This window comes from Glycocaulis alkaliphilus (assembly GCF_004000605.1).
Classification (GTDB): Bacteria; Pseudomonadota; Alphaproteobacteria; order Caulobacterales; family Maricaulaceae; genus Glycocaulis; species Glycocaulis alkaliphilus.
Window position 1 is genome coordinate 1,242,517 of sequence record NZ_CP018911.1, and the last position, 25,508, is coordinate 1,268,024.

The following is a 25,508-nucleotide window of genomic DNA, read 5'->3' on the forward strand; positions in this document are numbered from 1 at the left end:
GGCGTTAGCTCGTGCTGACGCAAGTAAAACCGCGGGCCTTCACACGCGTGTGACGTCAATCATTGCCATCATTCCCGCTGCGGCGCTGGCGGTCGAGCAGGCCGCGCAGGAGGTCGGCTGGCGTGGGTTGTGATTGCTCCTGTTCCTCTTCGCTTTCGCCTTGCCGCTGACCCGGCAGCAGGCGGTCCAGCAGGCCGCGCGCCTGTCCGGTGGCCAGTTCCCGCGCAACCGCCTCGAAGTCGATGCTGAATGAAGGATTGCCGAAAGTGCCCCGGATACGCACCGGCACGGCAATGCCGTTCAGCTCCGGCGTGCCGCCCTGGCCTGCAAGCGACGCGACGGCGCGCGGCGAAATGCGATAATCCACCGACTGTTCCACGAGATTGAATTCACCCGCACCAGTAACCCGCAGAAGCGGGCTGAGCATGGACAGATCGCTGTTGGACAGCACACCATTGCGGATGGTGAAGCTGCCACCCAGCTCGCTGAAATCGGTTTCTTCCTCCGGTCCGAAGCCCTGCGGCAGCTGGCGGGTCGTGATCGCGGTCTGCACGCCGCGCAGTATCCGCGCCAGATTGAAGCCTTCAATCGCGCCATCGGCCAGCCGCAGATTGCCGTTGCCCGACAGCGAACGCATGATCGCCGCCGTGCTGGCGCCCGAACTGGTCAGGTCAATCGTGAAATTGCCCAAGCCCCGCAGTGCCGAGAAATCGGCGGCCGCACTCAGGAAGGGCTGGGTCTGTAGCCCCTGCAGCCGGGCGTTCAGCGTATAGCTGGGCGTCGCGCCCCGGGCATTGACGACGAGCTGCCCCGATCCGCTGCCGCCATAGAGTGTAAAGCGCGACAGGTCTGCCACCAGCCGCCCATTGGTGAGCTGGGCCCTGACATCGGCCTCGGTAACTTCGACATCGCCGAAAATCAGCCGGCCGGCGCTCAGCCGCAGATCGGCATCGACCAGCCGCAGCGCCGCCAGATCAATCTCCTCGGTGCTCCATTCGCTCTGCCCGCCTGACGGCGCCGTGCCTGCTTCCTCCTCCGGCATGTAGGGATTGAGATCGAGGCGCGGGATGACCAGTTGGCCGGTCAGAAATGGCCGTTCACCCCCGGTGCGGACGGTAAGGCCACCCGTTGCCGTGACCTCGTCGAGGCGCAGCCGGGCACTCTCGAAGCGCATCTCGCCCGGTATGCTGGTAAAGCGGCCCGAGGCCGCCGCGCTGCGCAGAGCCGATCCCGGGGGCAGGGGCTCGCCGGCAAGCCGGGCCAGGCCGGGAATGTCGGCTTCAACGCTGGCATCGCCCGCCAGATCGAACGTTCCGCTTTCCAGCGCATTGCCGTCAAAGCTCATGGTCAGCGGGGCTGACCGGACCTCCAGCGTCAACGGTGTCTGGCGTCCTTCCATGAAGGGGCGCAATCCCCCAAGCCCGGCGTTGAGCGAGATGGTCTCGCCGCGCAGCACGAAACTCCCGTTCAGGCGTGCATCCCGGTCCAGATCCGTGGCCTGCAGGCTGATATTGAGCTGCGAAACCTCCCAGGTCTCCGTCCCGTCGGAAAAGCTCACCGCGCCGTTCTCGATGCGGATATTGGAGAAAGTGCCGTCAATCGGCAGCGCGCCCGGCTGGCGGAAACCGCCATTATTGTCAGACGGCGGCGGCGCAGGAGCCTCAACGGACGCAAACGTCCAGTTATTGCCGCGGGCATTCTGGCGCAGGCGGATGACCGGATCGACCAGAACGAACTCGCTCACCTCCACCCGGTTGGAAAACAGTGGCCACAGGGCGAGGCCGAGGCGCAGCTCGGACAATTCGGCAAATGCCTCCTCGCCAAAGCCGTCCGCATTGCCGATGGAGACATCACCTGCGCTGATCTGGATGGCCGGCAGGATGGACAGGCCAATATCGCCGCCAATGCTGACCTCTCGGCCCAGCTGCTCGCTTGCGCGCCGCTCGATCTCGCCGCGCCAGTTCTCCGGCGTCAGCAGCATGGGAATGAGAAGGGCGGCGGCGATGGCGATCCCGCCAAGGACCAGGAGAATCACAAGCAGGCGGCGCATGGCATCAGCTCCGGTGTGTCAGGGCGTAAGACGACGGAAACAGTTCCGCCGCCGGTCCGGTTATGTTTAACTTCTCAAGGCAACAGTTTCCATCACCCGTGCGCCAGCATAGCGCCGCCGGGGAGGGGAGTGGATATCTTGAAGGGAGATACCGGAATGTCTGACATGGTTGATACGTCTGCAGGGCGCCTGCCGGTGGTGAAGATGGACCGGCGCGAATTGCTGATGGGACTGGCCGCGGGCACGGTCGTGCCGCTGGTCGCCGGATGTACGGCACACAACGAGGCGCTCGGCCGCAGCCAGCTGATGATTGTGTCTGATGCGCAGATCGCCCAGCTCTCCCAGCAGACCTGGCAGCAATCGTTGCAGCAGGAGCGTGTGAGCCGCGATGCCAACAAGCGCCGTCAGGTAGAGCGCGTGGGCACCCGGATCGCGCAAGGCTCCGGCCTCACCCAGTATGACTGGGAATTCGTCGTGTTCGAGAATGACCAGATCAATGCCTGGGTGCTGCCCAACGGCAAGGTCGCGATCTATTCGGGCCTTCTCGATGTGGTGGACAATGACGACCAGCTGGCCACGGTCATCGGCCACGAGGCCGGGCACGTGGCCGGGCGCCACGCCCAGGAACGCGCCTCCCAGCAAATGGCCGCAGGCGTTGGCACGGGTCTGGCGGCCATCGCACTCGATCAGGGCGGGGCAAGCAATTCGGATATGTGGGCCGGCGTGCTCGGCGCGGGGCTCACCTTTGGCGTGCTGCTGCCCTATTCGCGCCGCCATGAATACGAGGCAGACCGGCTGGGCGCCGACTTCATGGCACGCTCGAATTACCGGGCGAGCGAGGCGCTGACCTTCTGGAATGGCATGATGGCGCGCAGCTCTGGCGGCTCACAGCCTGCCTTCCTGTCCACCCACCCGTCCGATGCCCAGCGCATGCAGGCCCTGCAGGCGCATATACGCTCGTCCGGCTACGCCTGATACGCACGATACGTCACATGGCCGCCGGTCTTGCATCGCAACTCCGGCGGCGCTATGTCAGCGCTCCCGCCGCCTTGAGGCTTCGCCCTCGCGCCGGGTGAAAGCGTGCCGCCTTAGCTCAGTTGGTTAGAGCGCTAGATTGTGGATCTAGAGGTCCCCCGTTCGAGCCGGGGAGGCGGTACCATTTTTCTTACAGCGGCAGATTTCTACGCTATCGTGCGGTGTTTTAGTACATACGCTGTTGAGCGCATTTGATATCATGAAGTGATTGCAATTTAGGCTTGGTTGCGGTATGAATAACAAGCATCAGCGCACACTGAAGGCAGTTTTCGATACGCCCACCCGGTCGGGAATTGACTGGTCAGATATCGAGAAACTGTTTCTGGCTGCGGGCTGCGAACGGATCGAAGGTGCCGGTTCACGGGTAAAGTTCGTGAAGGATGGCCGTATCGCCAGTTTCCACCGTCCGCACCCGGACCGTCACGCCAAGCGCTATCAGGTAGAGGACGCACGCCGGTATTTCCGGCTACTGGGAATAGAGCCATGAGTGAAATGCGCTATCGCGGCTATCGGGCCCGCGTCGATTATGACAGCGAAGACAAGGTGTTTGCGGGCCGCATTGTCGGCATCACCGATGTCATCGGATTTCATGCCGATACCGTGGCGGCCCTGGAGCGGGCATTTCACGATGCGGTGGACGATTATCTCGAAACCTGTGCCGCACTCGGCAAAAGTCCCGACAAGCCCTATTCTGGCAATCTTATGCTGCGCATTGACCCGGAGCTGCACCGCGAGGCGGCCGTCTCGGCAGAGCTGCGCGGCAGCAGCCTGAACCAGCTCGTCGAGCAAGCGCTCAAGGACCGCCTCGCGCATTCGGGCTAGAGGCTTGCCCCGTGCATACATCCTCCGCCCCCACCCCCATTTTCCACAGGAAAGTGCTGGCCGCCTGCGCGCTGCAGGGCGCGGCTTGCTTAACAATGGGTTAATCTGTCACAGAGGGCAGCCCTAAAGTCACAATGCCGGTTGAGGGGCCGGGGCAGGGAACACGCATGGCAAGACTGACCAGCACGACCGGCACCAGCTTCATCATCCTTGATGATGGCGAGCTGTATGACGAGGCCGATATTGACCGTATCTGCGAGCGGCATGCCATCGCGGATGCTGACCAGAAAATGGCGCTCTGGCGCCTGCTGGAGGAGTGCGGCCGCGCCCTGATCGATCAGAAACGGCTGCAGACCCGGCGCACCCAGATTGCCCGTCTGCGCCAGGATTTGCAGATGGGCCTGCGCCTGACCGGCCAGCTGGCAGGCCTTGTGCCGGACGCAGCCCAGCTGCGTGACGACACCCCCACCATGACGCTGACCCGCCGCCATCTGGCCGCGCTGCGCGAGGCCGAACGCCGTCTGGACTCCGGGCGTGAGGGCAGTGCCCGCACCCGTCTGGAGGATGCGGCTCCGGCGCTGGAATGCCTGCAGCGCGTGTTCGAAATGGCGCTGGAAGCGTGCGGCGAGCGTGAAGATGAGGAGGGGCCGGACGATGCCTGGCGCGCCGCGGTGACGGCGTTTTACTCGCGCACGCTTTCACGTCCCTGGTCACGCCAGGGCGATAATGCCGGGGAGCGTTTTCTGGCCGATTGCCGGATCGCGCTGGATCGCGCCGATGAGGACGTTGAGGGCGCCGAACGCGTCAGCCCCGTGCGCCTGGCGAGCCAGACACAGGGCTGATTGGCGTATCAGTTTGCGCTCTGACGCCGTTCTTCGACGAGGGCGCGCGCGGCGTCCTCGTTTTCAACCGCTTCGATGGACGCTATGCGGCAGCGCCAGCCATCATCGGGGATGACGAACTCGCTCATGGGCTGGCAGATGCGCTGATTGCCCGTGATCGAGGTGGCAATCTCCACCCCGAAATTCAGGCCCGAGCACCGCGTCGCCGTGGTGACGAGGAAAAAGCTGCTGGCGCCTGAACGCAGGATCAGGTGCCGGTCATCAATGACCGAATAGCCGCTAATGCTGCCGATCTGCACGCAGCGCTCTGACTGTATGGTCCCGCCGGCCAAAGCTGCGCCGGACAGGGTGATTGCAGCGCCTGCAGCCGCTATAGCTGCGGCGATCCGAGATTTGGCTCCGAATTTCACCACCATGGTAATGCGAACCTTTCCTGTCTTCCTGCGTCTCGCCCTGAACCTGAGGTTCTTCGAGCGAGGCTGGTATGCGTAACAGTGCTTCACGCGTGTGCATTATCGGCGCCGGGGCAGCCGGGCTGGCACTCGCGCATGCGCTGACCTTACGCGGAATTAATACCGTTATTTGTGACGCTGGTAAGGCAGGTCAGGGCGCTTTGGCGGCATCTGCAGGCATGATCGCCCCCGGAGCTGAAATCTGGGAAACCAGAAGCAGTGCTCACCCGCTTGCCGGCGCCTTCGGTGCGCTCGCCCGCCACAGCGCTGCACTATGGCCAGCCTGGGCGGGCAGGCTGCAGGCGCAGACGGGTATCGACATCGCTTATCGCGCCAGCGGCGCGCTGCTGCCAGCTTCGCCCGGCATGGCAGAATGGCTGGCGCGGCATGGCTTCGACGCGCTGGCGCTGGACGCTGATGAGGCGCGCTCGCGCATCCCTGGCCTTGCTTTGCAGGAAGGGGCGCTCTTCCTGCCCGGCGACGCTCATCTGTCCGCGCCGATGCTGGCCTCGGCCCTGATCGAGGCCATCACGGCCCGCGGTGTCACCCTGAACGAGAATGCCCGCGTAACGCGGCTTGAACGGAAGGAAGATGGCGGCTGGCGCGTCAGGCTTGCGGCCGGCGGCGTGATCGAGGCCGACATCGTGGTGCTGGCTGCCGGCTGGGCCGCCGCAGAGCTGCACCCGGCCGCGGCGGACATCTACCCGGTAAAGGGGCAGGCCCTGATGCTGGATGCGCGCGCTCCGCTCGACTGGCCGCTCCTGCGTGGCGGCGATGTGTATATGGCCACCAAGCCGGGAGGGCGGTTGCTCGTCGGCGCCAGCACGGAACCGGGCCGCAGCGATGACCGCGCCGAACCGGACATGGCCGGAACGCTGCTGGCCCGCGCGGCGCGCCATGTGCCGGACATCGCTGACATGGCGCAGCTGGCGCACTGGGCCGGCGTGCGGCCCGCCTTGCCGGGCCTCATGCCGCGCGCGGGGCTGGCAGAGCCGGGCCTTGTCGTGTCGCTTGGCGCCTACCGGCACGGTGTCATGCTCGCTCCGGCGCTGGCCGAAGGGCTCGCAGAACTGATTGCCGGGGGCAGGGTGGATGACGCCCTTGCGCCGTTCGCGCCCGGTACAGTTAACGAAGGCTTATCCTCCGCTGAGTGAGATGGGACGCAAGCGATTCTTTTTCGGAGCGTCCCGTTCTCATGCCCGACCGCATCGGTAATGCCCTCGCAGGCCAGTTGCAGAATACCTTCTCGCCGTCGCGGCTGATCTCCGATGCGGCGAGCGCTACGGGTGCCAACTTTGATTTTCTGATGCGCACGGCGGCCCGGGAAAGCAATTTTGATGCGGGCGCGCGCGCCAGCACCTCCAGTGCATCGGGCATGTTCCAGTTTATCGAGCAGACCTGGCTGGCCATGGTTGCCCGCCACGGCGAGCGGCATGGCTATGGCGACATGGCTGCATCTGTGCGCCAGGACGGAAGCCGGTTTGTCGTGGATGATCCTGCCCGCCGCCAGGAAATTCTCGACATGCGCTTTGATCCGCGCGCGGCCAGCCTGATGGCCGGCGAGCTGACGGCGGAGAATGCGGCAATCCTGCGTTCGGCCACTGGCCGCGAGCCAACGACCGGCGAGCTTTATGCCGCGCACTTTCTGGGCGCCTCACGCGCAGCGCGCCTGATCGAGACCGCTCATACCAATCCGGACATGCGCGCCGATGCGCTGTTCCCCGATGCAGCGTCGGCCAACCGGCGCGTGTTTTTTGATGGTGCCCAGCCGCGCAGCGCTTCGCAGCTATTGTCGTTCCTGACCCGGGAGCGTCCGGTGGCCAACGTGCCCGAGACGGTTACGGCGCCGCGTATGGTGGCAGACGCGCAGGCCGGTGCCAGCCTGCAGCGTGTTCGCGAAGGCCTCCGCGCCGGTGTATCGGGCTATGCCACAGGCGGCGCGCCGGGCGCCGTACTGTCGCCGGCTGTGGTGGAAATCCTCAACACGCTCGACATGCCGTTGCGCAGCCGCGCGCGGCGCTCCTGATCGGTTCGCCCAAGTACAGCAATAACTCGTTAAGATTTAGGGCGCACGCTTGTGCCGATCGGGTGCCCTGGTTGTCTGGGAGTTTGATGCCATGAGCGTAAAGGCTTTAAGAGCGAGTCTTACCCGTGAGGATGTCGCCCGTCTTGCCAGTGCAAAGGACGATGAGGGCAGGGCCCTTGCGGCGCGAAAGATCTGCGCCCGCATCTCCATGCCCGGCCTGACACAGAGCGAGCGCACCGCCGCCAACGCCATTCTTGAAGTGCTGGCGGTTGATGCGGCGGACATTGTCCGGCGTGCATTGTCCGTCACCCTTGCCCGCTCGCCGAACCTGCCGCGCGATGTCGCACGCAAGCTGGCGGCCGACATCGATTCCATTGCCGTGCCCGTGATTGCCGGCTCTCCCTCGCTGACCGAAGAAGACCTGACGGAAATTGTCCGCTCCGGTACGGTCATCCGGCAGCTGGCGATTGCCGGGCGGGCCGAAGTGCCGGGCAATGTGGTGCGCGAGCTCGTCTTGCGCGGTGCTGACCCGGCTGTGCAGCGCGTGATCGCCAATGATGGCGCGCATTTCGATGCCGGATCCTACGCGCTGACGTTTGAGCGCTATCATGATCAACCCGCCATGCTCGAGCAGTTCGTGGAACGCGCGAGCTTGCCAATGGAAGTCACGGAAAAGCTGATCAATGTCATTTCCGAGACGGCTGTGGAGCGTCTTGTTTCACGCCACGCCTTGCCACCGCAGCTGGCTGTGGAGCTGGCCGAAACAACCCGCGAGCGTGCGACGGTTGACCTTGTTGAACAGGCTGGCCTCAGCCCCGACCCGCGCCGTTTTGTCCAGCAGCTGCAGATGAACGGGCGCCTGACGCCCTCCCTGATCCTGCGCGCGCTGTTCCGTGGACACATGAGCTTCTTTGAGCACTGCATGGCCGAGCTGGCGGGCATTCCCCACGCCAAGGCCTGGCTGCTGATCCATGATGCAGGGCCGCTGGGACTGGATGCGGTGTTTGAGCGCTCTGGTCTGCCGCGCCGGATATTGCCGGCGGTGCGCGCATCGGTCAGTGCCTACCACTCGCTGGAAGTTGGCGGGCAGGGGCCCGGCGATGTGTTGAAGTTTCGTGCGGCGCTCACCCAGCGCATCTTCACCCAGTTTCAGGGTGCGCCGGAGGCAGATCTCGAATACTGCATGTCCCGGCTGGAAGCTGATATGCGCGCCGCCAATGAAGCGGCGCCGGCCGGAGCCGCCCGTCAGGCAGGCTGATCCATTTTCAAAGGAAACTGCGCCGGCTCAGGCCGGCGCGCCGACCAGCTCGATAACGCGCGTTTCCAGCTCTTCTGCCAGCGTGCGGCCGACAGCATGCTCGTCTGTACGGATGTTCTGGCGCAGGGCTGCGCGGATTGCCCCGACATGGGCCTCCACCAGCTGCACCGGGACCAGCTCGCGCTTCTCGCCGGTCTCCACCAGGCGGGAAAGGGAAGCCGCCATGCGCGTTACCAGTGGAAACTCGTAGGTAGCGCCAAGCCCGCGCAAATCGTGGGCAACGGTGAACAGCTCATCTCCCGCTTCGCTGGTCAGCCCGTTGGCCTGCACCCTGGCAAGGGCCGCTTCCAGCTTGTTGACCTCTTCGGCCAGCCAGTCGGCAAACTCGTGCTTCATCTCGGCAAGCGCGGCTTCGGCCCGTGCGATTGCCGCCGGATCGGCTGGCGCAATCCGCCCGCCCACTTTTACCTTGAGCATGTTGGGCGGGTTGATGATTTCGATGGGTCGTTCGCGTTGCGTCATGGCCTTGTCCCTTCCCCTGTCACACTAGAGCGCCGCGTCTTCGCGGCGTTCAGGGCCTTCGTATTCATTGTTCAGGCGCCGCCGGTCCGGCCCGAAAAACATCTTGGTGCGGACAAACGGGCGCGGACGGTTAACGATGACCTGCAGCCGCTTGTAAAGCTGTTCAGCTGAAAACGGCTTGACGAGAAACTCGGTGACGCCGGCATCGCGCGCTTCGCGCACGCGCGACGGTTCGGCATAGGCCGTGAGCATCACGATGGGGATGAACGGATTGCTGCTTTTTTCGGGGTTGCGCAAATGGCGCACCATGGCCAGCCCGTCTACAGGCGACATCTTCCAGTCAGTGATGATGACATCAATCTGCTCTACCGACAGTATGCCCAGCGCGCGCTTGACATCTGCCGCCTCGAAAACGTTGTCGCAGCCAAAGGCGCCCAGCACGGCACGTACCAGCCCGCGCATGGCTGCGTTGTCGTCGACAAGCAATACGCGCAGCTTGGTGAAAGCCATGTCAGCACTAAGTTCGCCAGCCAAAGCGCTACCTCTTTCGCAGAGTCCCCACTCGAAGACAAACCCTACGCGGCACTTGCTTAATATACGGCTAAGCGAACGCTCACGAGGTGAATTGCTCAAGGATGATGCGTTCATCCAATGCCCGGCCGGCGTCGAACAGCATGGTGAGCGTCACATCATCGGCTTCCGCAATGGTGACCGAGCTCACATCACGGAACTCGCGATTATCCGCCACCGCTGCCACCGGGCGCCGTACCGGCTCTATCACCTCGAACTTCACGGTGCTGGCATGGCTCAGCAGCGCCCCTCGCCAGCGCCGTGGCCGGAAGGCGCTGATGGGCGTGAGGGCCAGCAGGCTGGCATCAATCGGCAGAATGGGCCCGTGCGCGGAAAAATTATAGGCGGTCGAGCCGGCAGGGGTGGAGACCAGCACGCCGTCCGCTGCCAGCTCCTCCATACGCTCGATCTCGTCGATGAATATGCGGATCTTGGCCGTCTGGCGGGTCTGGCGCAGCAGTGAAACCTCGTTGATGGCAAGGGATTCGAAGGCCTCGCCCGAAACGCTGGTCCCTTTGGCGCGCAAGGGATGGATGATCGCCTGCTCAGCCGCCTGCAGATGCGCGGGCAGGTCATCGTGTACCGGATCGTTCATCAGGAAACCGACTGACCCGAAATTCATCCCGTAAACGGGTATGTTGTGGCCCATCACGGCGTGCAGCGCGTCCAGCATGCAGCCATCTCCCCCCAGCGCCACCACGCAGTCCGCTTCCAGAAGCGGGCTGTCGCCATAGCGCTTTACCAGCGCGTTGCGCGCGCTCAGGGCATCGGGCCGGTCGGCGGCATGGAAGGCCAGGCGCATGGGAAAATCCGTAATCGGGACAAGCGGGGAATCCCATTGAAGCGGTGCCGGTGGCGCCGTGCAAGGGGCGAAAACGTTAGTGGAACCCCTTGCGTGTCTTTCCGTAACCCTTCGGGGTGTGCCAGAGTTGAATGCAAGCAGACGGAGCCGGGTTTGAAATGGCTATTGAAACTGCCGTAATGGCGTCTGGCGATCCCGCTCATCTCGTGCGCGCCGGCCTGCTGGACCGCTTTCATCGCCTGCGGATGCGCTCCACGGCGCTGACATCACGCCTGTCTGACGAGGACATGGGCGCCCAGACCATGGAGGATGTCTCTCCGTCCAAATGGCACCTGGCCCATACCAGCTGGTTCTGGGAGACCTTCCTGCTGGAGCCATACCTGCCCGGCTATGAGGTCTTTGATCCGCGCTTCGGATTTCTTTTCAATTCCTATTACGAGGCTCTGGGGGAGCGGCAGCCACGTGCCGCACGTGGCCATATCACCCGGCCGGGCATTGCCCATGTCATGGCCTATCGCGCCCATGTTGACGGTGCGATGGAGCGCCTTCTGGAGACGTGCGGGGAGGCTGATCTGGAACGGATTGCCGCGCTGATCGAAACCGGCATCGCCCATGAAGAGCAGCATCAGGAACTGATCCTCACCGACATCAAGCACGTGCTCAGCGTCAATCCGTTTGCACAAGCCTATAGCGAGGTCTTGCCGCCGCCTGCCCAGCCCGGCCCGGCTGCGGGCTGGATCGAACATGCTGGCGGGCTTGAAGATTTTGGTGCGGAGGCAAACGGCTTCGTGTTCGATAATGAAGGGCCGCGCCACAAGGCATGGCTTGCGCCCTTCGCGCTATCCACCCATTGCGTGACGAATGGCGAGTACGCCCGGTTCATCGCAGAAGGTGGATATGAGACCGCCTCGCTCTGGCTTTCCGACGGCTGGGCACGGGTGCAGGCAGAGGGACGCAAGGCCCCGCATTACTGGCGTGGCGCGCCCGGCGAATGGCGCGAGTTCACCCTGCATGGCGAGCAGGAGATGGACCTGTCAGCGCCGGTAAGCCATCTCGATTATTTCGAGGCCAGCGCCTTTGCCGAATGGACCGGCTATCGCCTGCCCGAGGAACGCGAATGGGAGCTGGCCGCGCGCCAGTTCAATGCTGGAAGCGCCCGCCCCATGACGCCTGATGGCTGGCTGCATCCAGCTTCAGCTGATCAGGCAAACCTGTTTGGCGGGGTGTGGCAGTGGACCCGCTCGGCCTACGCGCCCTATCCGGGCTATCGCGCGCAAAGCGGCGCGCTGGGCGAATACAATGGCAAATTCATGTGCGGGCAGTTCGTTCTGAAGGGTGGCTCTGCCCTGACGCCGCCGGGCCATATCCGGGCCAGCTACCGCAACTTCTTCCCGCCGCAGGCCCAATGGCAGATGACGGGCCTGCGTCTGGCGAAGGACATCTAGCTGTCATGGACCGTGCGATGATTACAGATGTGGCGGATTATTTCGCCAAAGGCTGCGGGCGCTGTGACCGTTTCGCCACGCCGGACTGTTCTGCGTATCTCTGGGCGGATGGCCTGGCGGCGCTACGGAGTATCTGCCTAGATGCAGGTCTGCTGGAGACCGCAAAATGGGGCCATCCCTGCTACATGCATGCCGGGCGCAATATCGTGATTATCGGCGCTTTCCGGGGTGATTTCCGCCTCACCTTTTTCAACGCGGCCTTGATGAAGGATTCACAGGGCGTACTCGAAAGGCAGGGAGCCAACACCCGCCACAAGGACATGATCTGCTTTCGTGAGAATGTGCAGGTCGCGCAGATGGAGGCGGTGATAAGGGCCTATCTGGCCGAAGCCATGGGCTATGCCGAGGCGGGTATCAAACCTGTCAAGGATGACGGCGCGTTCGAGCTGCCCGGCGAACTGGCCGAAGCGCTGGATCACGATCCCGAACTTGCCGAGGCCTTTCACGCCCTCACCCTCGGGCGCCAGAAGAGTTATGTCATCAATATCGGCTCGGCGAAGGCCTCCGCGACCCGGCACGCACGCATCGCCAAATTCCGCCCGAAAATATTGGCCGGAAAAGGCGCAATGGAGCGGTGAACCTTCATGTCAGCCCGCTTGGACGTCCTGACCCCAGGCGGGGAAGGGATCGCGCAGGCCGGAGTGGAATTCGGGTACGAATACGTCCTCTGAGCCCTCGACGAGGCAGTCTTCCAGGCGCGCGCGCAGGGCGCTCTCGTCCATGCCGATGCCGATGAAGACCAGTTCCTGGCGCCGGTCCCCCCAGACCGGATCCCAGTGCTTTTCCATGAGTGTGCGAAATGCCTCGCTGTCAGGCCAGCGCTCGCGCGGCACCTCCGCCCACCAGCGGCCAAGGCCCTGATGACGAACAAGCGCACCGGCCTGGCTCAGCTCTCCGACCCAGTCGGGCCGTGTGGCGATCCAGAAATGGCCCTTGGCACGAATGACATTGGGCCAGGTCTCACCAAAGAAGGCGTGCAGCTTTTCCGGATCAAAGGGGCGTCTGGCACGGAATACAAAGCTCTCGATCCCGTACTCCTCGGTCTCGGGCATATGGTTGGCAAATTCGTAAAGCTCCTTCGCCCAGAGCGGATGGCTCTGCGCCTTGTCGAAATCAAACCGGCCCGTCGCGATAATGTCGCCGGGCCTCGCCCGGCCAAACATGGTTTCTATCAGGTGAGCTTCAGGGTTCAGGCTGCTTACGATCTTGCGCACAATCACCAGCTGCTCGGGCGACACGTCAAACGCCTTGTTGATGACGATCGTATCAGCAAACTCGATCTGCTCCACGAGCAGGTCGATGATGGCGCGCGTGTCACCATCGCCAGAGGTTTCGCCCCTGTCAGAAAGAAACTCCGTAGAGGCGTAGTCCTTCAGCAGATTAACGGCGTCGACCACCGTTACCATGCTGTCAATGCGCGCCAGATCACCCAGAGACCGGCCATGTTCGTCGCGAAAGTCGAACGTCGCTGCCACGGGCAAGGGTTCGGAGATGCCGGTCGACTCGATGACCAGCGCGTCAAAGCGGCCGGCTTCGGCGAGCTTGCGCACCTCGACCAGCAAATCCTCGCGCAGCGTGCAGCAGATGCAGCCATTGGTCATTTCCACCAGGGCTTCGTCAGTACGTGTAACGCCGCCTGCATGATCGACGAGGTCTGCGTCAATATTCACCTCGCTCATATCGTTGACGATGACCGCAATGCGCAGACCGTCCGAGTTTGTCAGCAAGTGGTTGAGCAAGCTCGTTTTTCCGGCGCCCAGAAAGCCGGAAAGGACTGTTACCGGCAAGCGTTCTGATGGTGGGATATACATGGCCGTCGGCTCTCCGCGTGGGACTGACGGCCGCTTATAGCGTTACAGTATAACATTTCAAGGCGTGCCCGTCAGAGGAGTTGATTTGACCTGCGTGCATGGTCGCGCAATTCTTGACGGAGCAAACAATGAGAGGCCCGCCGTACGGGGCCGCACGGGAGAAAAGCCATGGATGACCGCGCCCAGCTTTCAGTAAAAGATCAGGTCTCGGCCGAGGAATGGAAGGCGCGTTGCGATCTGGCCGCGCTTTACCGGCTCATCTTCATGCATGGCTGGGACGATCTGTTCTTCACCCACATCTCCATGCGCGTGCCGGGCCCGGAGGAGCATTTTCTGCTCAACCCGTTCGGCCTGTTGTTTGAAGATGTTACGGCCTCCAATCTCGTGAAGGTCGACCTTGAGGGTAATGTCCTGCCGCCCAGCCAGTACGGCATCAACCCGGCCGGCTTTACCATCCACTCGGCGATCCATCATGCGCGCCCGGACGTGAAAGTGGCGATGCACCTGCATACCGATCAGGGTGTCGCGGTGTCGGCGCAGAAGCGCGGCCTTCTGCCCATTTCGCAAAGCGCCATGACGGTGATGAAGGATGTCGCCTATCACGGCTATGAGGGCATTGCCCTGGAAGAGGACGAGAAAGAGCGTCTGGTGGCCGATCTTGGCGACAAGAACCTGATGATCCTCAATAATCACGGCACGCTGACCACGGGCGACCATCCCTTCTCGTGCTATGTGCGCATGTATATGCTGGAGCGCGCCTGCAAGATGCAGACACTGGCGCAGGGCGCCGAGCTGGTCGAATGGGGCAAGGACATGCAGGACCGTGTCTACGCCCAGGGTGAGCAGGCCTTCACCAACGAGTTCTTCAAGGAGATCGCCTGGGCGGCCTTGCGTGGCCGGGTGGACAGGCAATCTCCGGGCTACGACGTTTAGGCGCCTTTGCTTTGCGCGGCCCATGGGTGATAGCCGCCTGTGTGCCGCTGCTGGCAGGTGTTCTGGCCGGAGAGGCGCAGGCTGGCGCATGGACCCAGAAACGCGGCGAGGGCGTGCTGCTGACCGGCTACTCCACGCACTGGCTTACCGCGCCGGGCGGGACACAGTTGCGCAAGTCGGAAATCAGCTTTTACGCTGAATATGGCCTTGTGGACCGGGTGACACTGGTCGGGCGTTTTGCGTTGCAATCGCTCAGCGAAACCCGCGCCGCGCCGGATGAAGTGGCAGACACCGCGTTCAGCAATGCGCTGGTCGCTGTTGGCGGCACCGAGGCTGGCGTGAGGCTGAGGCTTCTCGAAACCGGCCCCTGGGTGCTCTCGGCGCAGCTTTCACGCACGTTTGAATCGGGCGGCGAGAACCGCAATAATCAGCGTTTCGGGACTGGCGGGGGTGATGTGGAGACCCGGCTGCTTGCCGGGCGGGCATTTGGCCGGGATGGCTTTGCCGACATCCAGCTGGCCCGGCGGTCGCTGGCCGAACGCGGCGGCGAGGAGTGGCGCTTTGACAGTGCGCTGGGTGTGCCTGTTTCACCGCGCTGGCGCATCATCACTGAGACTTTTTCGGTGCGTGCCAGCAGGCAGCCCGGAGGGCCGGCCTATTCCGGCCATCGGGTACAGCTCAGCGCCGTCTATGATGCGCCTGCCGGGTTTTCGGTTTCTGCTGGCGTGCTGGGTACGCTGCAGACTGACAATTCCGCCCGTGAGAGAGCGGCGTTCACTCGCCTCTGGCGGCGTTTTTAGACCATGCAAGCACGCCCTTGAGCGGCGGCGGTGATGTGCTCATCACGGCTAATTCATTTTGCTTTTCGGGCCACGCGACGCATATCGCTACGCAAAAGAAAAAGAGAGACCGCCATGCGCCGCGCCATGTTCCTCATCATTGTTGCCATCATCTTTGCCGGAATGGCGGCTGCGGTTGTTGTGCGGGCGGTGTCTCAGAACTCGGGCGGCGCCGGGCAGATGCGCGGCATGGCGACGCCGGTAGCCCTGTACGAGGTCGAACCGCGCAGCTTTGCCGATATTGTCGAGGCACTTGGCACTGCCAATGCCAATGAGTCGGTGCTGGTGACAGCCAAGATTTCCGACACGATTTCACGCATCCACTTTGATTCCGGTCAGCGCGTCGCGGCTGGCGATCTTCTTGTTGAGCTGCGCGACGCCGAGGAAGTGGCAGGCTTGTCGGAAGCGCGCGCCTCCCTGCGTGAGGCACAACAGGAGCTGGAGCGCATCCGCGACCTGTCTGAGCGCGGGGTGGCGCCGCGTTCGCGCCTTGATGAGATACAGGCCAATGCCGAACGGGCCCGCGCGCGCGTCGCCGCGCTGGAGGCCCGCGTGGATGACCGGCTTATCCGCGCGCCGTTTAGCGGCGTGGTGGGGCTGCGCGCGGTCAGCCTTGGCCAGCTGGTGCGCCCCGGCGATACCATTGCCCAGCTGGACGATACCAGCATCATCAAGCTTGATTTCACATTGCCTGAGCGCTTCCTTGCCACCGTGTCCGCCGGGATGGAGATTGCCGCCCTCACATCGGCATTCCCCGGCGAGGAATTCACCGGCGAGATCACCCAGGTCGACAGCCGCATTGATCCGGCTACCCGTGCCGTGACAGTCAGGGCCGAGATTGAGAATGCAGATGGCAGGCTGCGCCCCGGCCTCCTGATGACGGTGCAGGTCCGGCGTGATCCGCGCACCCGGCCTTCAGTGCCGGAAACGGCCATCACCCGTCTGCGCGATCAGGTGTTCGTCTACACGGTGGCCCAGGACGAGGCTGGCGATTATGCGGTTCAGCGTGAGATCCGCGTCGGCGCGCGCTCGAATGGATTCCTGGAAGTGCTCGAAGGCATAGAGAACGGTACGGTCATCGTGCGTCAGGGCGTACACCGCATTCGTGACGGCGCGCGCATTGCACCGCGCGAGGACGGCAATGGCCGGCGCACGGCCAGCAGCGCGGTTGCGGCCGCGCCTGCAGGCACCGTCGCGGGGAGCGCCAATCCATGACGCTTTCCGATATTGCCGTCCGCCGCCCGGTCATCGCCTTTGTTGCCAGCGCCCTGATCGTGGTGTTCGGCATTCTGGGCGTTCGTGATCTGCCTTTGCGTGAACTGCCCGATGTCGATCAACCCGTCGTATCGGTGCGCGCCGACTTCCCGGGCGCCAACGCCGAGGTGATGGAAAACCAGGTGACGCAGCCCATTGAGGGCGCGCTTGGCGGCATTGAGGGCGTCGATATTATCCGTTCCAGCTCAAGGGATGGCGAGTCGCGTATTTCCATCACCTTCCGGCTGGGGCGCGATCTCGAAGCGGCCGCGAACGATGTCCGCGAGGCCGTATCGCGCGCGAGGCGCCAGCTGCCGCCGGATGTGGAAGAAGTTGTCGTCACCAAGCAGGATTCCGACGCGCGGCCCTTCCTCTGGTACAATCTCATGTCGGAGTCGATGACAGCCGAAGAGCTGACAGACTACGCCGACCGATTCCTCGTTGACCGCTTCTCTGTAATTGATGGTATTTCCCAGGTGCAGATCGGCGGCCAGCGCCGTTACGCCATGCGCATCTGGCTCGACCCGCAGGCCATGGCTGCCCGGCGGCTCACGGTCACTGACATCGAGAATGCGTTGCGCGCCGAGAATGTCGAGCTGCCCGGCGGCTCTCTGGAGACCGCGTCCAGCCAGCTTGTGGTGCGTGTCGAGCGTCTGTTTGCCACCGAGGACAGCTTCCGCCGCCTGCCGATAACCCGCGGTGACGGCCACATCATACGGCTTGGCGAGATTGCCGATGTAGAGCTGGCGGCAGAGCAGGAACGTGCCCTGTTCCGCGGCAATGGCCAGAACATGATCGGCATCGGCTTTATCCGTCAGAGCCGGTCGAACGCGGTGGCCGTGGCCGACTCGATCCGCGCCGAGGCTGACCGGGTCGCGCCGCAATTGCCCGAAGGCATGCAGATGCTCAACGCCTCGGACGATACGGTTTTCATTCGCGAGTCCATCAACGAGGTGTGGCGCACGCTTGCTGTCGCCGCCACGCTGGTCGTGCTGGTCATCTATCTGTTTCTGGGCAGTTTCCGCGCGGCGGTCATTCCTGCGGCCGTGGTGCCGGTCTGTCTGATCGGCGTGTTTGCCGTGCTCGCGGCCTTCGGTTTCTCGATCAACATCCTCACCCTGCTGGCGCTTGTTCTGGCGATCGGACTGGTGGTCGATGACTCGATCGTGGTCATGGAGAATATCCAGCGCCGCGTCGATCTGGGCGAGCCGCCGACACTTGCCTCGCTTCAGGGGGCGCGGCAGGTCTTCTTTGCGGTCATCGCCACGACCGCCACGCTGGTGGCTGTTTTCGTGCCGCTGGTAGTATTGCCGGGCCTGATCGGCCGCATCTTTACAGAGCTGGCCGTCGCGATCACCGGGGCGGTGGTGCTGTCCAGCTTTGTCGCGCTCACCCTGTCGCCAATGATGAGTTCCAAGCTTATCCGTCCGAGCGAGGGCGTGCGCGGCCCGGCGCGATGGGTCGACAAGGGCGTAACGAAGCTCCGCAATGCCTATAAGGAATCGCTGGATGTCGTCCTGTCGCTTCCCTGGCTGATTATCCCGTTTGTGGTTGCAGCTGTCGGCGGGTCGATCTTCCTGTTCAGCCAGTTGCCAAGCGAGCTGACGCCGCCAGAGGATCGCGGCAATTTCTTCAGCCGTTTCAGCGCAGCAGACGGCGCAAGCTTTGACTATACTGCCGAGCAGGCTGCGATCATCGAAGACATCCTCCTGGAGTATGTTGAGGCGGGTGAGCTGCGCCGCGTGCTGGTTGTTGTTCCGGGGTTTGGCGGCGGCGGCTCCAGCTTTTCCAGCGGCATTGTTGTCGGCACCATGACGCCATGGGGCGAACGCCGTCCGGGCTTGGAGATTGTCAACGAAGTCAACCAGCGCCTGGGACAGCTTACCGGCGTGCGTGCCTTTGCCTCGATGCGTTCCTCCCTGGGCGGCGGGGGCGGTGGCGGAGACGACATCCAGATCGTGCTGCAGGGGCCGGACTACGATCTTATCGACAGTGAGGCCGACCGGCTGATCGCCACACTTGAGGAGACCAATCCCGGCCTTCTGCGTGCCCGCAAGGATTTTGAGCCCAGTTCGCCGCGGGTGGTCGTTGACATCGACCGCGAGCGCGCAGCCGCGCTGGGCGTATCGGTGTCCGACATCGGGCGCACGCTGCAGACCCATCTGGGCTCCCGCCGCATGGGCCAGTTCATCGACCGGGGCGAGGCCTACAACGTCATTGCGGAAAACCGGCGCGAACAGCGCTCCAGCCAGTCGGACATGGAAATGCTCTATGTGCGCGGCGGGGCTGGCGAGCTCATTCCGCTGTCGAACCTCGTATCCTTGCGGGAAACCGGCGAAGCGCAGCAACGCAACCGCGTGAACCGTCAACGCTCGATCACGGTATCGGCCACCCTGGCCGACGGGTATACGCTGGGTGATGCCATTGACTGGCTGGACAGCTATGCGCGCGCCGAACTGCCCGCCGACATGGCGACCGAATATGTCGGCAGCGCACGCGAGTTTCTGGAATCCAACAACGCCATGCTCTTTGCCTTCGGCATGGCCCTGCTGATCGTGTTCCTGGTGCTGGCGGCCCAGTTTGAAAGCTTCATCCAGCCACTCATCATCATGCTGACCGTGCCGCTGGCAGTCGCAGGCGGCCTGTTCGGCCTGTACATGGCCGGCTCCTCGCTGAACATCTATTCCCAGATCGGATTGATCATTCTTGTGGGGCTGGCAGCAAAGAACGGCATTCTCATCGTGGAATTTGCCAACCAGCTCCGCGAGGAGGGGATGAGCGTTGCCGAAGCGACGCTGGAAGCGGCGGCCACACGCTTCCGCCCGATCCTGATGACTGGCATCTCCACGGCAATCGGCGCATTTCCGCTGGTCATGGCCTACGGCCCGGGCTCGGAAAGCCGCATCACCATCGGTGTCGTGATCTTTACCGGCGTCATGGTCGCAACCCTGTTCACGCTCTTCGTGGTACCGACGGCCTATGCGGTGTTTGGCAAATATACCAAGACACCGAACTGGGTATCGCGTCAGCTGGAGAACGAAGCGCGTCAGGCCGGTCAGAACCTTGGCGGCTCTGAAACGATCCAGCAGCCTGCCGAGTAGAATAGGGACGCTAGCGGCTGGTTTCCACCGCAAGGAACGCGATCAGGTCGTTGCGATCGGCCTCATCGCGCAAGCCCGCAAAGCTCATCCGGTTGCCGGGCAGATAGGTGCGCGGATTGGCCAGCCATTGGTCCAGCTCTGCCTTGGTCCAGACGAAATCGGCCTGTTCCAGCGCGCGTGAGAAGCGGAATCCCTCTGCCTCGCCAGCCTGCCGCCCGAACATGCCGTGAAGGTTAGGGCCAACCAGATGGCGCTCGCCACTGCCCAGCGTATGGCAGGAGGCGCAGCGGCGGAAAAGCCGCCGGCCATTATCCAGATTGGCAGACGCGTAAGGCTCGCCAAGCCCGGCAAGTATGGCCTGGCTCTCCTGCGCGCTGGCTGTGAGTTCCGGCGTGCCGCCATGGGTCTGGGGCTGCGGTGCCGCACCGGGCGTGTCGCTGCCGGGGTCTCCGCAGGCCGCCAGCATCACGGCCATCGCCAGAGAGGTCAAAGCTATCGGACGGGTCATGATGGGCGTCTCCTGTGCGGGTTCCGGCTCCAAGACCTAGCGCTGAGCTGTAGAGCTATCAATCCTTTGCTGGAGAATCGGCCTGCGTCGTGTTTACGCGCCGCGCCGTGAGGATGAACAGAAATTCCCCTTCCAGGGCTATGTCGCCATGCCTGTTGGCGATGCGTGCATGGGTGGTTGCCTTGCGGCCCGTCCTGGCGGTGACTTCGGCACTGGCAAGTGCCGGGCCGTCATCGGGCGCAAAGGGACGCCGGTATTGCAGGCTTGCGGTTGCGGTCACGAACACCTCGCCGGGATCGCACAGCGTATTGGTGGCAAGGCCCGCCACCTGATCCAGCCAGCCGGCGCTCGCCCCGCCATGAACCGCGTTGTTAAGATTCAGCCAGTGCTTCGCGACCGGGATCTCCAGCTTGGCCCGGCCATAGCCAAGCTCGATCACGTGGGCATCGAGAAGCCCCCAGAAACGCTGGTGTGCTTCATCGCTGCCAAAATGGTCCATGAGGCGGTCAGGCGGGGTCATCGGCCGGTACTGCGTTCGTCCTGCTGCGGCGGGTAGATCACACTGCGTACGCTGGAGCGCGTCACCTTGCCAACCGGATTGCGCGGCAGGCGCGGCAGGACGTGAATGGCCTTGGGCGTTTTCACCGGACCCAATAGCTCGCGCGCCAGCACGAGAATTCGCGCCGCATCAAGATCCTGGCCACGCATCGGTGTGATAGCGGCCTCCAGCCGTTCGCCCCATTGCCGGTCAGGCACGGCAAACGCGCAGGCTTCGTCGATGCCGGGCAGCGTCAGAAGCGCCGCCTCCACCTCTGCAGGGTGGATGTTGTAACCGCCGGAAATCAGCATGTCGCTGGCACGCCCGGTGATGAACAGATAGCCCTCGCGGTCGAGATGTCCCAGATCGCCGGTATGCAGCCAGCCACGGCGCAGCGTGTCGCGGGTGCGCGCGGCATCGCCGAGATACCCGTCCATCAAGAGCGGGCCTTTGACAGCGATCTCGCCTGTCTGGCCGGGCGGCAGTGCTTCGCCCTCGCTGCCCAGAATGGCGGTCTCGCATAAGCGCCCGGCCTTGCCCACACTGTTGGCAAGCCTTGGCTCCGCCAGCTCGGATTCGGTGATCGCGGCGATGGTCATGGGCGCTTCAGTCTGGCCGTAGAGCCCTGCAAGGCGCGGCCCGAACACGCGCTGTGCCCTCAGCAGCTGATCGGCCGGCATGGGAGCGGCTCCGTAAATGATGCGTTTGAGTGCCGGGGCGGCTACCGGCCTGTCGACGAGAGCGCACAGGCGCAGGATCAGCGTCGGCGCCATGAAGCTCTCGGTCACGGCCTCGTCGCGCAACAGCCGCAGGATCAGGTTGGGGTCCGGCTTGTGAAGCAGGACCAGCCGCCCCGCGCGCGCCAGCGTCGGCAGGACGAAGTGTGAGGCGCCGTGGGTGAGGGGAGAGCACGCCAGAAACACCGGCGTGTCATCGCTGCCAAACCGATCCGCCATATTGATGATATTGGCCATCACCGAGCGGTTGGACTGGACCACGCCCTTCGGCTCGCCCGTGGATCCGCCCGTAAACTTGATGGCCATCGTGTCTTCAGGCTTGCGCAACACTGGCTCAAAGCCGGGAGCGGGCGGTCCGTCCGCTGCAATCAGTTCCACATCCGGACACAGGGGTGCCAGCGCCTGAGCTTCGGCAGGCCCTGCGAGCACCAGATCAGCCTCCACCCTTTTCAGGGCGGCTGCGTTAAGTTGCGGGCCGTTGCTGGGGTTCAGCGGCACCCACACCATCCCCGCCGACTGGATGGCCAGATAGGCCGTCACATGGTCGATCGTGTTGGCTGCGGACAGGGCAATGCGCGCGCCGGGGGCAAACCGTCCGGCGAGGCTGGCAGCCAGGCTGCGCACCCGCTGGGATAGCGCATAAAAGCCGATCCGCCCGATGAGCCGGCCCTCTGAATCATATTCACAGGCGGCACCATGATCCGGGAAGCGCCGTGCCGCCTCCCAGAACAGGCTGACCGGGTGCGTGGACAGTTCAGGCTGCGTCATCGTGTCAGCACCGTCACCAGCGTGACGGCCTCCTCAATTCCCAGGAACCCGCCACCATTTTCGCAAACGCCAGCGCGCGCGCCTTCAACCTGCATACTGCCTGCCTCCCCCCTTAATTGCCGGCATGTTTCCACGATCTGGATAATGCCGGTCGCCCCCACCGGATGGCCCTTGGCGATCAGCCCGCCCCCGGCATTGACCGGAATGCGCCCGCCGCGCGCCGTCGCGCCGGATGCCGTGAACGGCCCGCCTTCCCCGCGCGGACAAAGTCCCAGATTTTCGATCTGCAGGATTTCGGCAAAGCTTGTCGCGTCGTGAACCTCGGCAACATGCATATCTGCGGCCCCGAGACCCGCGGCCTCGTACGCCAGATCAGCTGCCCGCTTGCCCAGATGCCCGTCCCAGTCATCGACGGCGCGCGCGCGGGCCGTCGTCCAGCCAGTGCCGGCCAGCTTCACCGCGCGCTTATTGCCTTTTGCGGCGCCAGTCGATTGCAGGATGAGGGCCGCAGCGCCATCGCTGACCGGCGCGCACATGGCGCGTGTCAGCGGCCAGATTACCGGCTTGTCGGCCAGTACGTTTTCAGGTGTGAAGGGCGTGCGGTACTGCGCGTTCGGGTTTTCGGCGGCGTGGGTGTGGTTCTTGGCGGCCGCCATGGCGAGCTGTTCGCGTGTGGTGCCGAACGCTTCCATGTGGGCGCGGGCAATGCCGGCATAAATATCCATGAAGAAGCTGCGGGGCGCGTCTGGGGCATCTGCCGGGATCAGGCTGGCGCCCAGGGCCGCCATGGCGCTGGCGGTTTCCTCGATGCGCTCAATATCCGTGCCGCCCCGGAAAGCGGCCATGACCTGTTCGGTGCGGTCGGGGAAGACCATCTTCTCCGCGCCAACAACCAGCACGGTCTCTGCCTCGCCTGCGCGGATCATGGCAGCGCCCAGCGCCACCGCCGAGGAGCCGGAGGCGCAGGCATTCTCCACATTGACGATTTTGATGCCTTCAATGCCAAGGGGGCTGAGCGCAATCTCGCCGCGCACGGCATTTTGCCCCTCCAGCATGGGCTGGCGCGTATTGGAGAACAGGGCAGCCTCTATCTGGTGCGCCTGCAGCCCGGCATCGGCAAGCGCGCCCGTCACCGCTTTGCGAGTCAGGTCTTTCACCGTGCGCGACAGGTGTTTGCCCAGCGGGGTCATCCCCACGCCTGTGATGTAAACGCTATCCATGAAACCTCTGCCCCGACGCGGACGGTTGCCGGGTTGCCCTGTAACTTCGATAAAGATACCTTCTATTCCGACGATACCGGCACGCGCCGGTTATGCAATCATCTTGGCACAAGAAATTTCGGCCCCGGAGGTATTTGATGAGCGTAGCAGCCCGGCTTTTCGATCAGCACCGTGAAACGCTCGACACCGCCCTGAAGGCGGTCCGGACACGCGATCACTGGAGCCCGTTCAAGGAATCGCCGAGCGCAAAACTGCATGGCGAGGATGCGCCGCGCCTTGGCAAGGCGCGCTTTGATGCCCAGCTCGGCAAGTCTTTCGATCTCGATCAGCCCGGCACGATCGGCACGCTGGGCGCGGAGGTCTCGCCCTATACGCGCCAGCCCCTTGGCATCACCTATCCCAAATCCGATCCGGCGGCGCTGTTTGCCGCCTCGCGCAAGGCGATGTCCGGCTGGATGAAGGCCAGCATCGAGGAGCGCGCCGGTATCATCACCGAAATGCTGTTCGCGATGGAGAAGAATGCCTTCGAGAACGCCCATGCCACCATGCACACCGCCGGGCAGGGCTATGTGATGGCGTTTTCCGGCTCTGGCGCCAACGCGCTCGACCGGGGGCTCGAAGCGCTCGTCTACGCCATGAAGGCGATGCAGGACGTGCCGGAGACCGCCAGCTGGACCAAGCGCTTTCTGGAGCCGGAGCCGGTCAGCCTTAAAAAGCGTTATGTGCGCGTGCCGCTGGGTCCGGCGGTGGTCATCTGCTGTGCCACCTTCCCCTTGTGGAATGCCTACCCCGCGATGACCGCCAATCTGATGACCGGCAATCCCGTTATAGTGAAGCCTCACCCGACGGGCGTGCTGCCCGTGGCGATGGCTGTGCGCACCTGCCGCGAGGTGCTGGAGAAGGCGGGCTATGACCCGAACCTCGTTCTCCTGGCCGCAGATGAGCCCCTCGATCAGATCACGATAAAGCTGCTGGAGCAGCCTGATTGCCGGATCGTCGATTACACCGGCTCGCAGCGCTTCGGCACCTGGATCGAAAACAACTGCCCCGGCAGGCTCGTCTTCACCGAGACGGCGGGCTGCAACTCGGTCGTCATCCACTCCGCCAGTGACTTTGGGCGCGTGGCGCACACCGTTGCGCGCGCGATGGTGACGTTCGCCGCGCAGATGTGTACCGCGCCGCAGAATGTCTTCATCCCGCGTTCGGGCGTGCAGACGCCGGATGGCACGATTGCCTATGATGACGCGGTGGAAGCTTTGGTCTCCGCAATGGACAAGATCGCGGGCGACAACACGCTGGGCCCGGCCATCGCCGCCGCCGTGCAGGCCGATGCGACCATCGAGAATGTGAAAGCCATGACCCGCAAGGGCGCAGCGGAGGGCAATATATTGCGCCGCTCCGGCCCGGTCTCGAACCCGGACTACCCGGATGCTCGCACCGCCAGCCCCGTCCTGATCGAGTGCGATGCGAAGAATGAGGATTTCTACGGCGAGGAGCGCTTTGGCCCTGTCAGCTTCGTCATCCCGGTGGACAGCGCAGCAGAGGGCGTGCGGCTGGCCACCTCGCAGGCGCGCACGCGCGGTGCCATCGCCTCCTATCTGTACTCCACCGATGAAAGCTTCATCGACTCCGCCGAGCCGGACTATCTCGCCGCCGGAGCCTCGCTCAGCATCAATATCGACCGTGGCATGCCGATGAACTTCATGGGCGCGTATTCCGACTATCACGTCACCGGGCTCAATCCCGCGGGCAATGCCAGCCTGACGGATCTGGCTTTCGTCGCACCCCGCTTTCGCGTCGTGCAGATGCGCAGGCCCGGCTGAGGCCTGCCGCGGTTTTTGCGCCACACTCGCTGCGAACACGACGGTTTCTTTAACAAAGTGACCTTGAGTTAGTTCGTTTATTGAAGTTATGG

The 25,508-nt window shown here is 63.7% G+C and carries 24 protein-coding genes and 1 tRNA gene; 15 read left to right on the forward strand and 10 right to left on the reverse strand.

Annotated features, from left to right (window positions below):
- Positions 1-55: 55 nt before the first annotated feature.
- Positions 56-2,050 (reverse strand): AsmA family protein, encoded by a 1,995-nt coding sequence (locus X907_RS05965; protein WP_127566202.1) that lies wholly within the window; start codon positions 2,048-2,050, stop codon positions 56-58.
- 156 nt (positions 2,051-2,206) lie between these two features.
- Between X907_RS05965 and X907_RS05970 the strand changes: the two genes are divergently transcribed.
- The 5 genes from X907_RS05970 to X907_RS05990 all read left to right on the forward strand — a co-directional run bounded on the left by X907_RS05970 (position 2,207) and on the right by X907_RS05990 (position 4,749).
- A complete protein-coding gene (locus X907_RS05970) occupies positions 2,207-3,025 on the forward strand; it encodes a M48 family metallopeptidase (protein WP_233352547.1) in 819 nt (272 codons plus the stop codon).
- 107 nt (positions 3,026-3,132) lie between these two features.
- A tRNA-His gene (locus X907_RS05975) sits at positions 3,133-3,209 on the forward strand.
- A gap of 108 nt (positions 3,210-3,317) precedes the next feature.
- On the forward strand, positions 3,318-3,572 hold the full coding sequence (locus tag X907_RS05980; RefSeq protein WP_127566204.1) for a type II toxin-antitoxin system HicA family toxin: 255 nt from the start codon (positions 3,318-3,320) through the stop codon (positions 3,570-3,572).
- Positions 3,569-3,907 (forward strand): type II toxin-antitoxin system HicB family antitoxin, encoded by a 339-nt coding sequence (locus X907_RS05985; protein ID WP_127566206.1) that lies wholly within the window; start codon positions 3,569-3,571, stop codon positions 3,905-3,907. Before X907_RS05980 ends, X907_RS05985 begins: the two co-directional genes overlap by 4 nt.
- Before the next feature lie 167 nt (positions 3,908-4,074).
- On the forward strand, positions 4,075-4,749 hold the full coding sequence (locus X907_RS05990) for a hypothetical protein (protein ID WP_127566208.1): 675 nt from the start codon (positions 4,075-4,077) through the stop codon (positions 4,747-4,749).
- A gap of 8 nt (positions 4,750-4,757) precedes the next feature.
- Here the strand turns inward: X907_RS05990 and X907_RS05995 are convergent, their stop codons facing one another.
- Positions 4,758-5,165: a DUF6491 family protein gene (locus X907_RS05995; RefSeq protein WP_127566210.1), complete on the reverse strand. Its 408-nt coding sequence runs from the start codon at positions 5,163-5,165 to the stop codon at positions 4,758-4,760.
- A 68-nt stretch (positions 5,166-5,233) separates the two neighbouring features.
- On the opposite strand from X907_RS05995, the gene X907_RS06000 reads away from it, so the two are divergent.
- The 3 genes from X907_RS06000 to spbR all read left to right on the forward strand — a co-directional run bounded on the left by X907_RS06000 (position 5,234) and on the right by spbR (position 8,485).
- Positions 5,234-6,355, forward strand: coding sequence for an NAD(P)/FAD-dependent oxidoreductase (locus X907_RS06000; RefSeq protein ID WP_127566212.1), 1,122 nt, complete (start codon positions 5,234-5,236; stop codon positions 6,353-6,355).
- Between the two features lie 41 nt (positions 6,356-6,396).
- Positions 6,397-7,227 carry a lysozyme family protein gene (locus X907_RS06005; RefSeq protein ID WP_127566214.1) on the forward strand — a complete coding sequence of 277 codons (831 nt, stop codon included), beginning with the start codon at positions 6,397-6,399 and terminating at the stop codon, positions 7,225-7,227.
- 91 nt (positions 7,228-7,318) lie between these two features.
- Positions 7,319-8,485 carry a SpbR family protein gene (gene spbR, locus X907_RS06010; RefSeq protein ID WP_127566215.1) on the forward strand — a complete coding sequence of 389 codons (1,167 nt, stop codon included), beginning with the start codon at positions 7,319-7,321 and terminating at the stop codon, positions 8,483-8,485.
- A 27-nt stretch (positions 8,486-8,512) separates the two neighbouring features.
- On the opposite strand, the gene X907_RS06015 is transcribed toward spbR, so the two are convergent.
- The 3 genes from X907_RS06015 to X907_RS06025 form a co-directional block, all read right to left on the reverse strand.
- On the reverse strand, positions 8,513-9,007 hold the full coding sequence (locus tag X907_RS06015) for an Hpt domain-containing protein (protein WP_127566216.1): 495 nt from the start codon (positions 9,005-9,007) through the stop codon (positions 8,513-8,515).
- A 24-nt stretch (positions 9,008-9,031) separates the two neighbouring features.
- Entirely contained in the window at positions 9,032-9,541 is a 510-nt protein-coding gene (locus tag X907_RS06020) for a response regulator (RefSeq protein WP_127566217.1), read from the reverse strand.
- Positions 9,542-9,620: 79 nt separating this feature from the next.
- A complete protein-coding gene (locus tag X907_RS06025; RefSeq protein ID WP_127566219.1) occupies positions 9,621-10,379 on the reverse strand; it encodes an NAD kinase in 759 nt (252 codons plus the stop codon).
- A gap of 158 nt (positions 10,380-10,537) precedes the next feature.
- On the opposite strand from X907_RS06025, the gene egtB reads away from it, so the two are divergent.
- Entirely contained in the window at positions 10,538-11,824 is a 1,287-nt protein-coding gene (gene egtB, locus X907_RS06030) for an ergothioneine biosynthesis protein EgtB (RefSeq protein WP_233352548.1), read from the forward strand.
- 17 nt (positions 11,825-11,841) lie between these two features.
- Positions 11,842-12,462 (forward strand): YdeI/OmpD-associated family protein, encoded by a 621-nt coding sequence (locus X907_RS06035; protein ID WP_127569356.1) that lies wholly within the window; start codon positions 11,842-11,844, stop codon positions 12,460-12,462.
- Positions 12,463-12,471: 9 nt separating this feature from the next.
- Here X907_RS06035 and X907_RS06040 read toward each other — a convergent pair whose 3' ends face one another.
- Complete coding sequence (locus X907_RS06040) at positions 12,472-13,695, reverse strand: GTP-binding protein (protein ID WP_127566221.1); 1,224 nt, start codon at positions 13,693-13,695, stop codon at positions 12,472-12,474.
- Positions 13,696-13,863: 168 nt separating this feature from the next.
- Here X907_RS06040 and X907_RS06045 point away from each other — a divergent pair, with 168 nt between their 5' ends.
- The 4 genes from X907_RS06045 (at position 13,864) to X907_RS06060 (ending at position 19,822) form a co-directional block, all read left to right on the forward strand.
- A complete protein-coding gene (locus X907_RS06045; protein WP_127566223.1) occupies positions 13,864-14,628 on the forward strand; it encodes a class II aldolase/adducin family protein in 765 nt (254 codons plus the stop codon).
- An 11-nt stretch (positions 14,629-14,639) separates the two neighbouring features.
- Complete coding sequence (locus tag X907_RS06050) at positions 14,640-15,428, forward strand: hypothetical protein (RefSeq protein WP_127566225.1); 789 nt, start codon at positions 14,640-14,642, stop codon at positions 15,426-15,428.
- Between the two features lie 114 nt (positions 15,429-15,542).
- Positions 15,543-16,682, forward strand: coding sequence for an efflux RND transporter periplasmic adaptor subunit (locus tag X907_RS06055; RefSeq protein WP_127566227.1), 1,140 nt, complete (start codon positions 15,543-15,545; stop codon positions 16,680-16,682).
- Positions 16,679-19,822, forward strand: a complete 3,144-nt coding sequence (locus X907_RS06060; RefSeq protein WP_127566229.1) for an efflux RND transporter permease subunit — start codon at positions 16,679-16,681, stop codon at positions 19,820-19,822. The genes X907_RS06055 and X907_RS06060 overlap by 4 nt, the downstream gene beginning before the upstream one ends.
- Positions 19,823-19,832: 10 nt before the next feature.
- Here X907_RS06060 and X907_RS06065 read toward each other — a convergent pair whose 3' ends face one another.
- From X907_RS06065 to X907_RS06080, 4 genes are read right to left on the reverse strand one after another with little or no spacing between them, the layout of a single operon-like run.
- Entirely contained in the window at positions 19,833-20,330 is a 498-nt protein-coding gene (locus X907_RS06065) for a c-type cytochrome (protein WP_127566231.1), read from the reverse strand.
- Between the two features lie 58 nt (positions 20,331-20,388).
- Positions 20,389-20,850, reverse strand: coding sequence for a PaaI family thioesterase (locus X907_RS06070; RefSeq protein ID WP_127566233.1), 462 nt, complete (start codon positions 20,848-20,850; stop codon positions 20,389-20,391).
- Positions 20,847-22,373, reverse strand: coding sequence for a class I adenylate-forming enzyme family protein (locus X907_RS06075; RefSeq protein ID WP_127566235.1), 1,527 nt, complete (start codon positions 22,371-22,373; stop codon positions 20,847-20,849). Before X907_RS06075 ends, X907_RS06070 begins: the two co-directional genes overlap by 4 nt.
- Entirely contained in the window at positions 22,370-23,593 is a 1,224-nt protein-coding gene (locus X907_RS06080; RefSeq protein WP_127566237.1) for a thiolase family protein, read from the reverse strand. The genes X907_RS06075 and X907_RS06080 overlap by 4 nt, the downstream gene beginning before the upstream one ends.
- Before the next feature lie 137 nt (positions 23,594-23,730).
- Here X907_RS06080 and paaN point away from each other — a divergent pair, with 137 nt between their 5' ends.
- Positions 23,731-25,416, forward strand: coding sequence for a phenylacetic acid degradation protein PaaN (paaN, locus tag X907_RS06085; RefSeq protein ID WP_127566239.1), 1,686 nt, complete (start codon positions 23,731-23,733; stop codon positions 25,414-25,416).
- Positions 25,417-25,508: the final 92 nt, after the last annotated feature.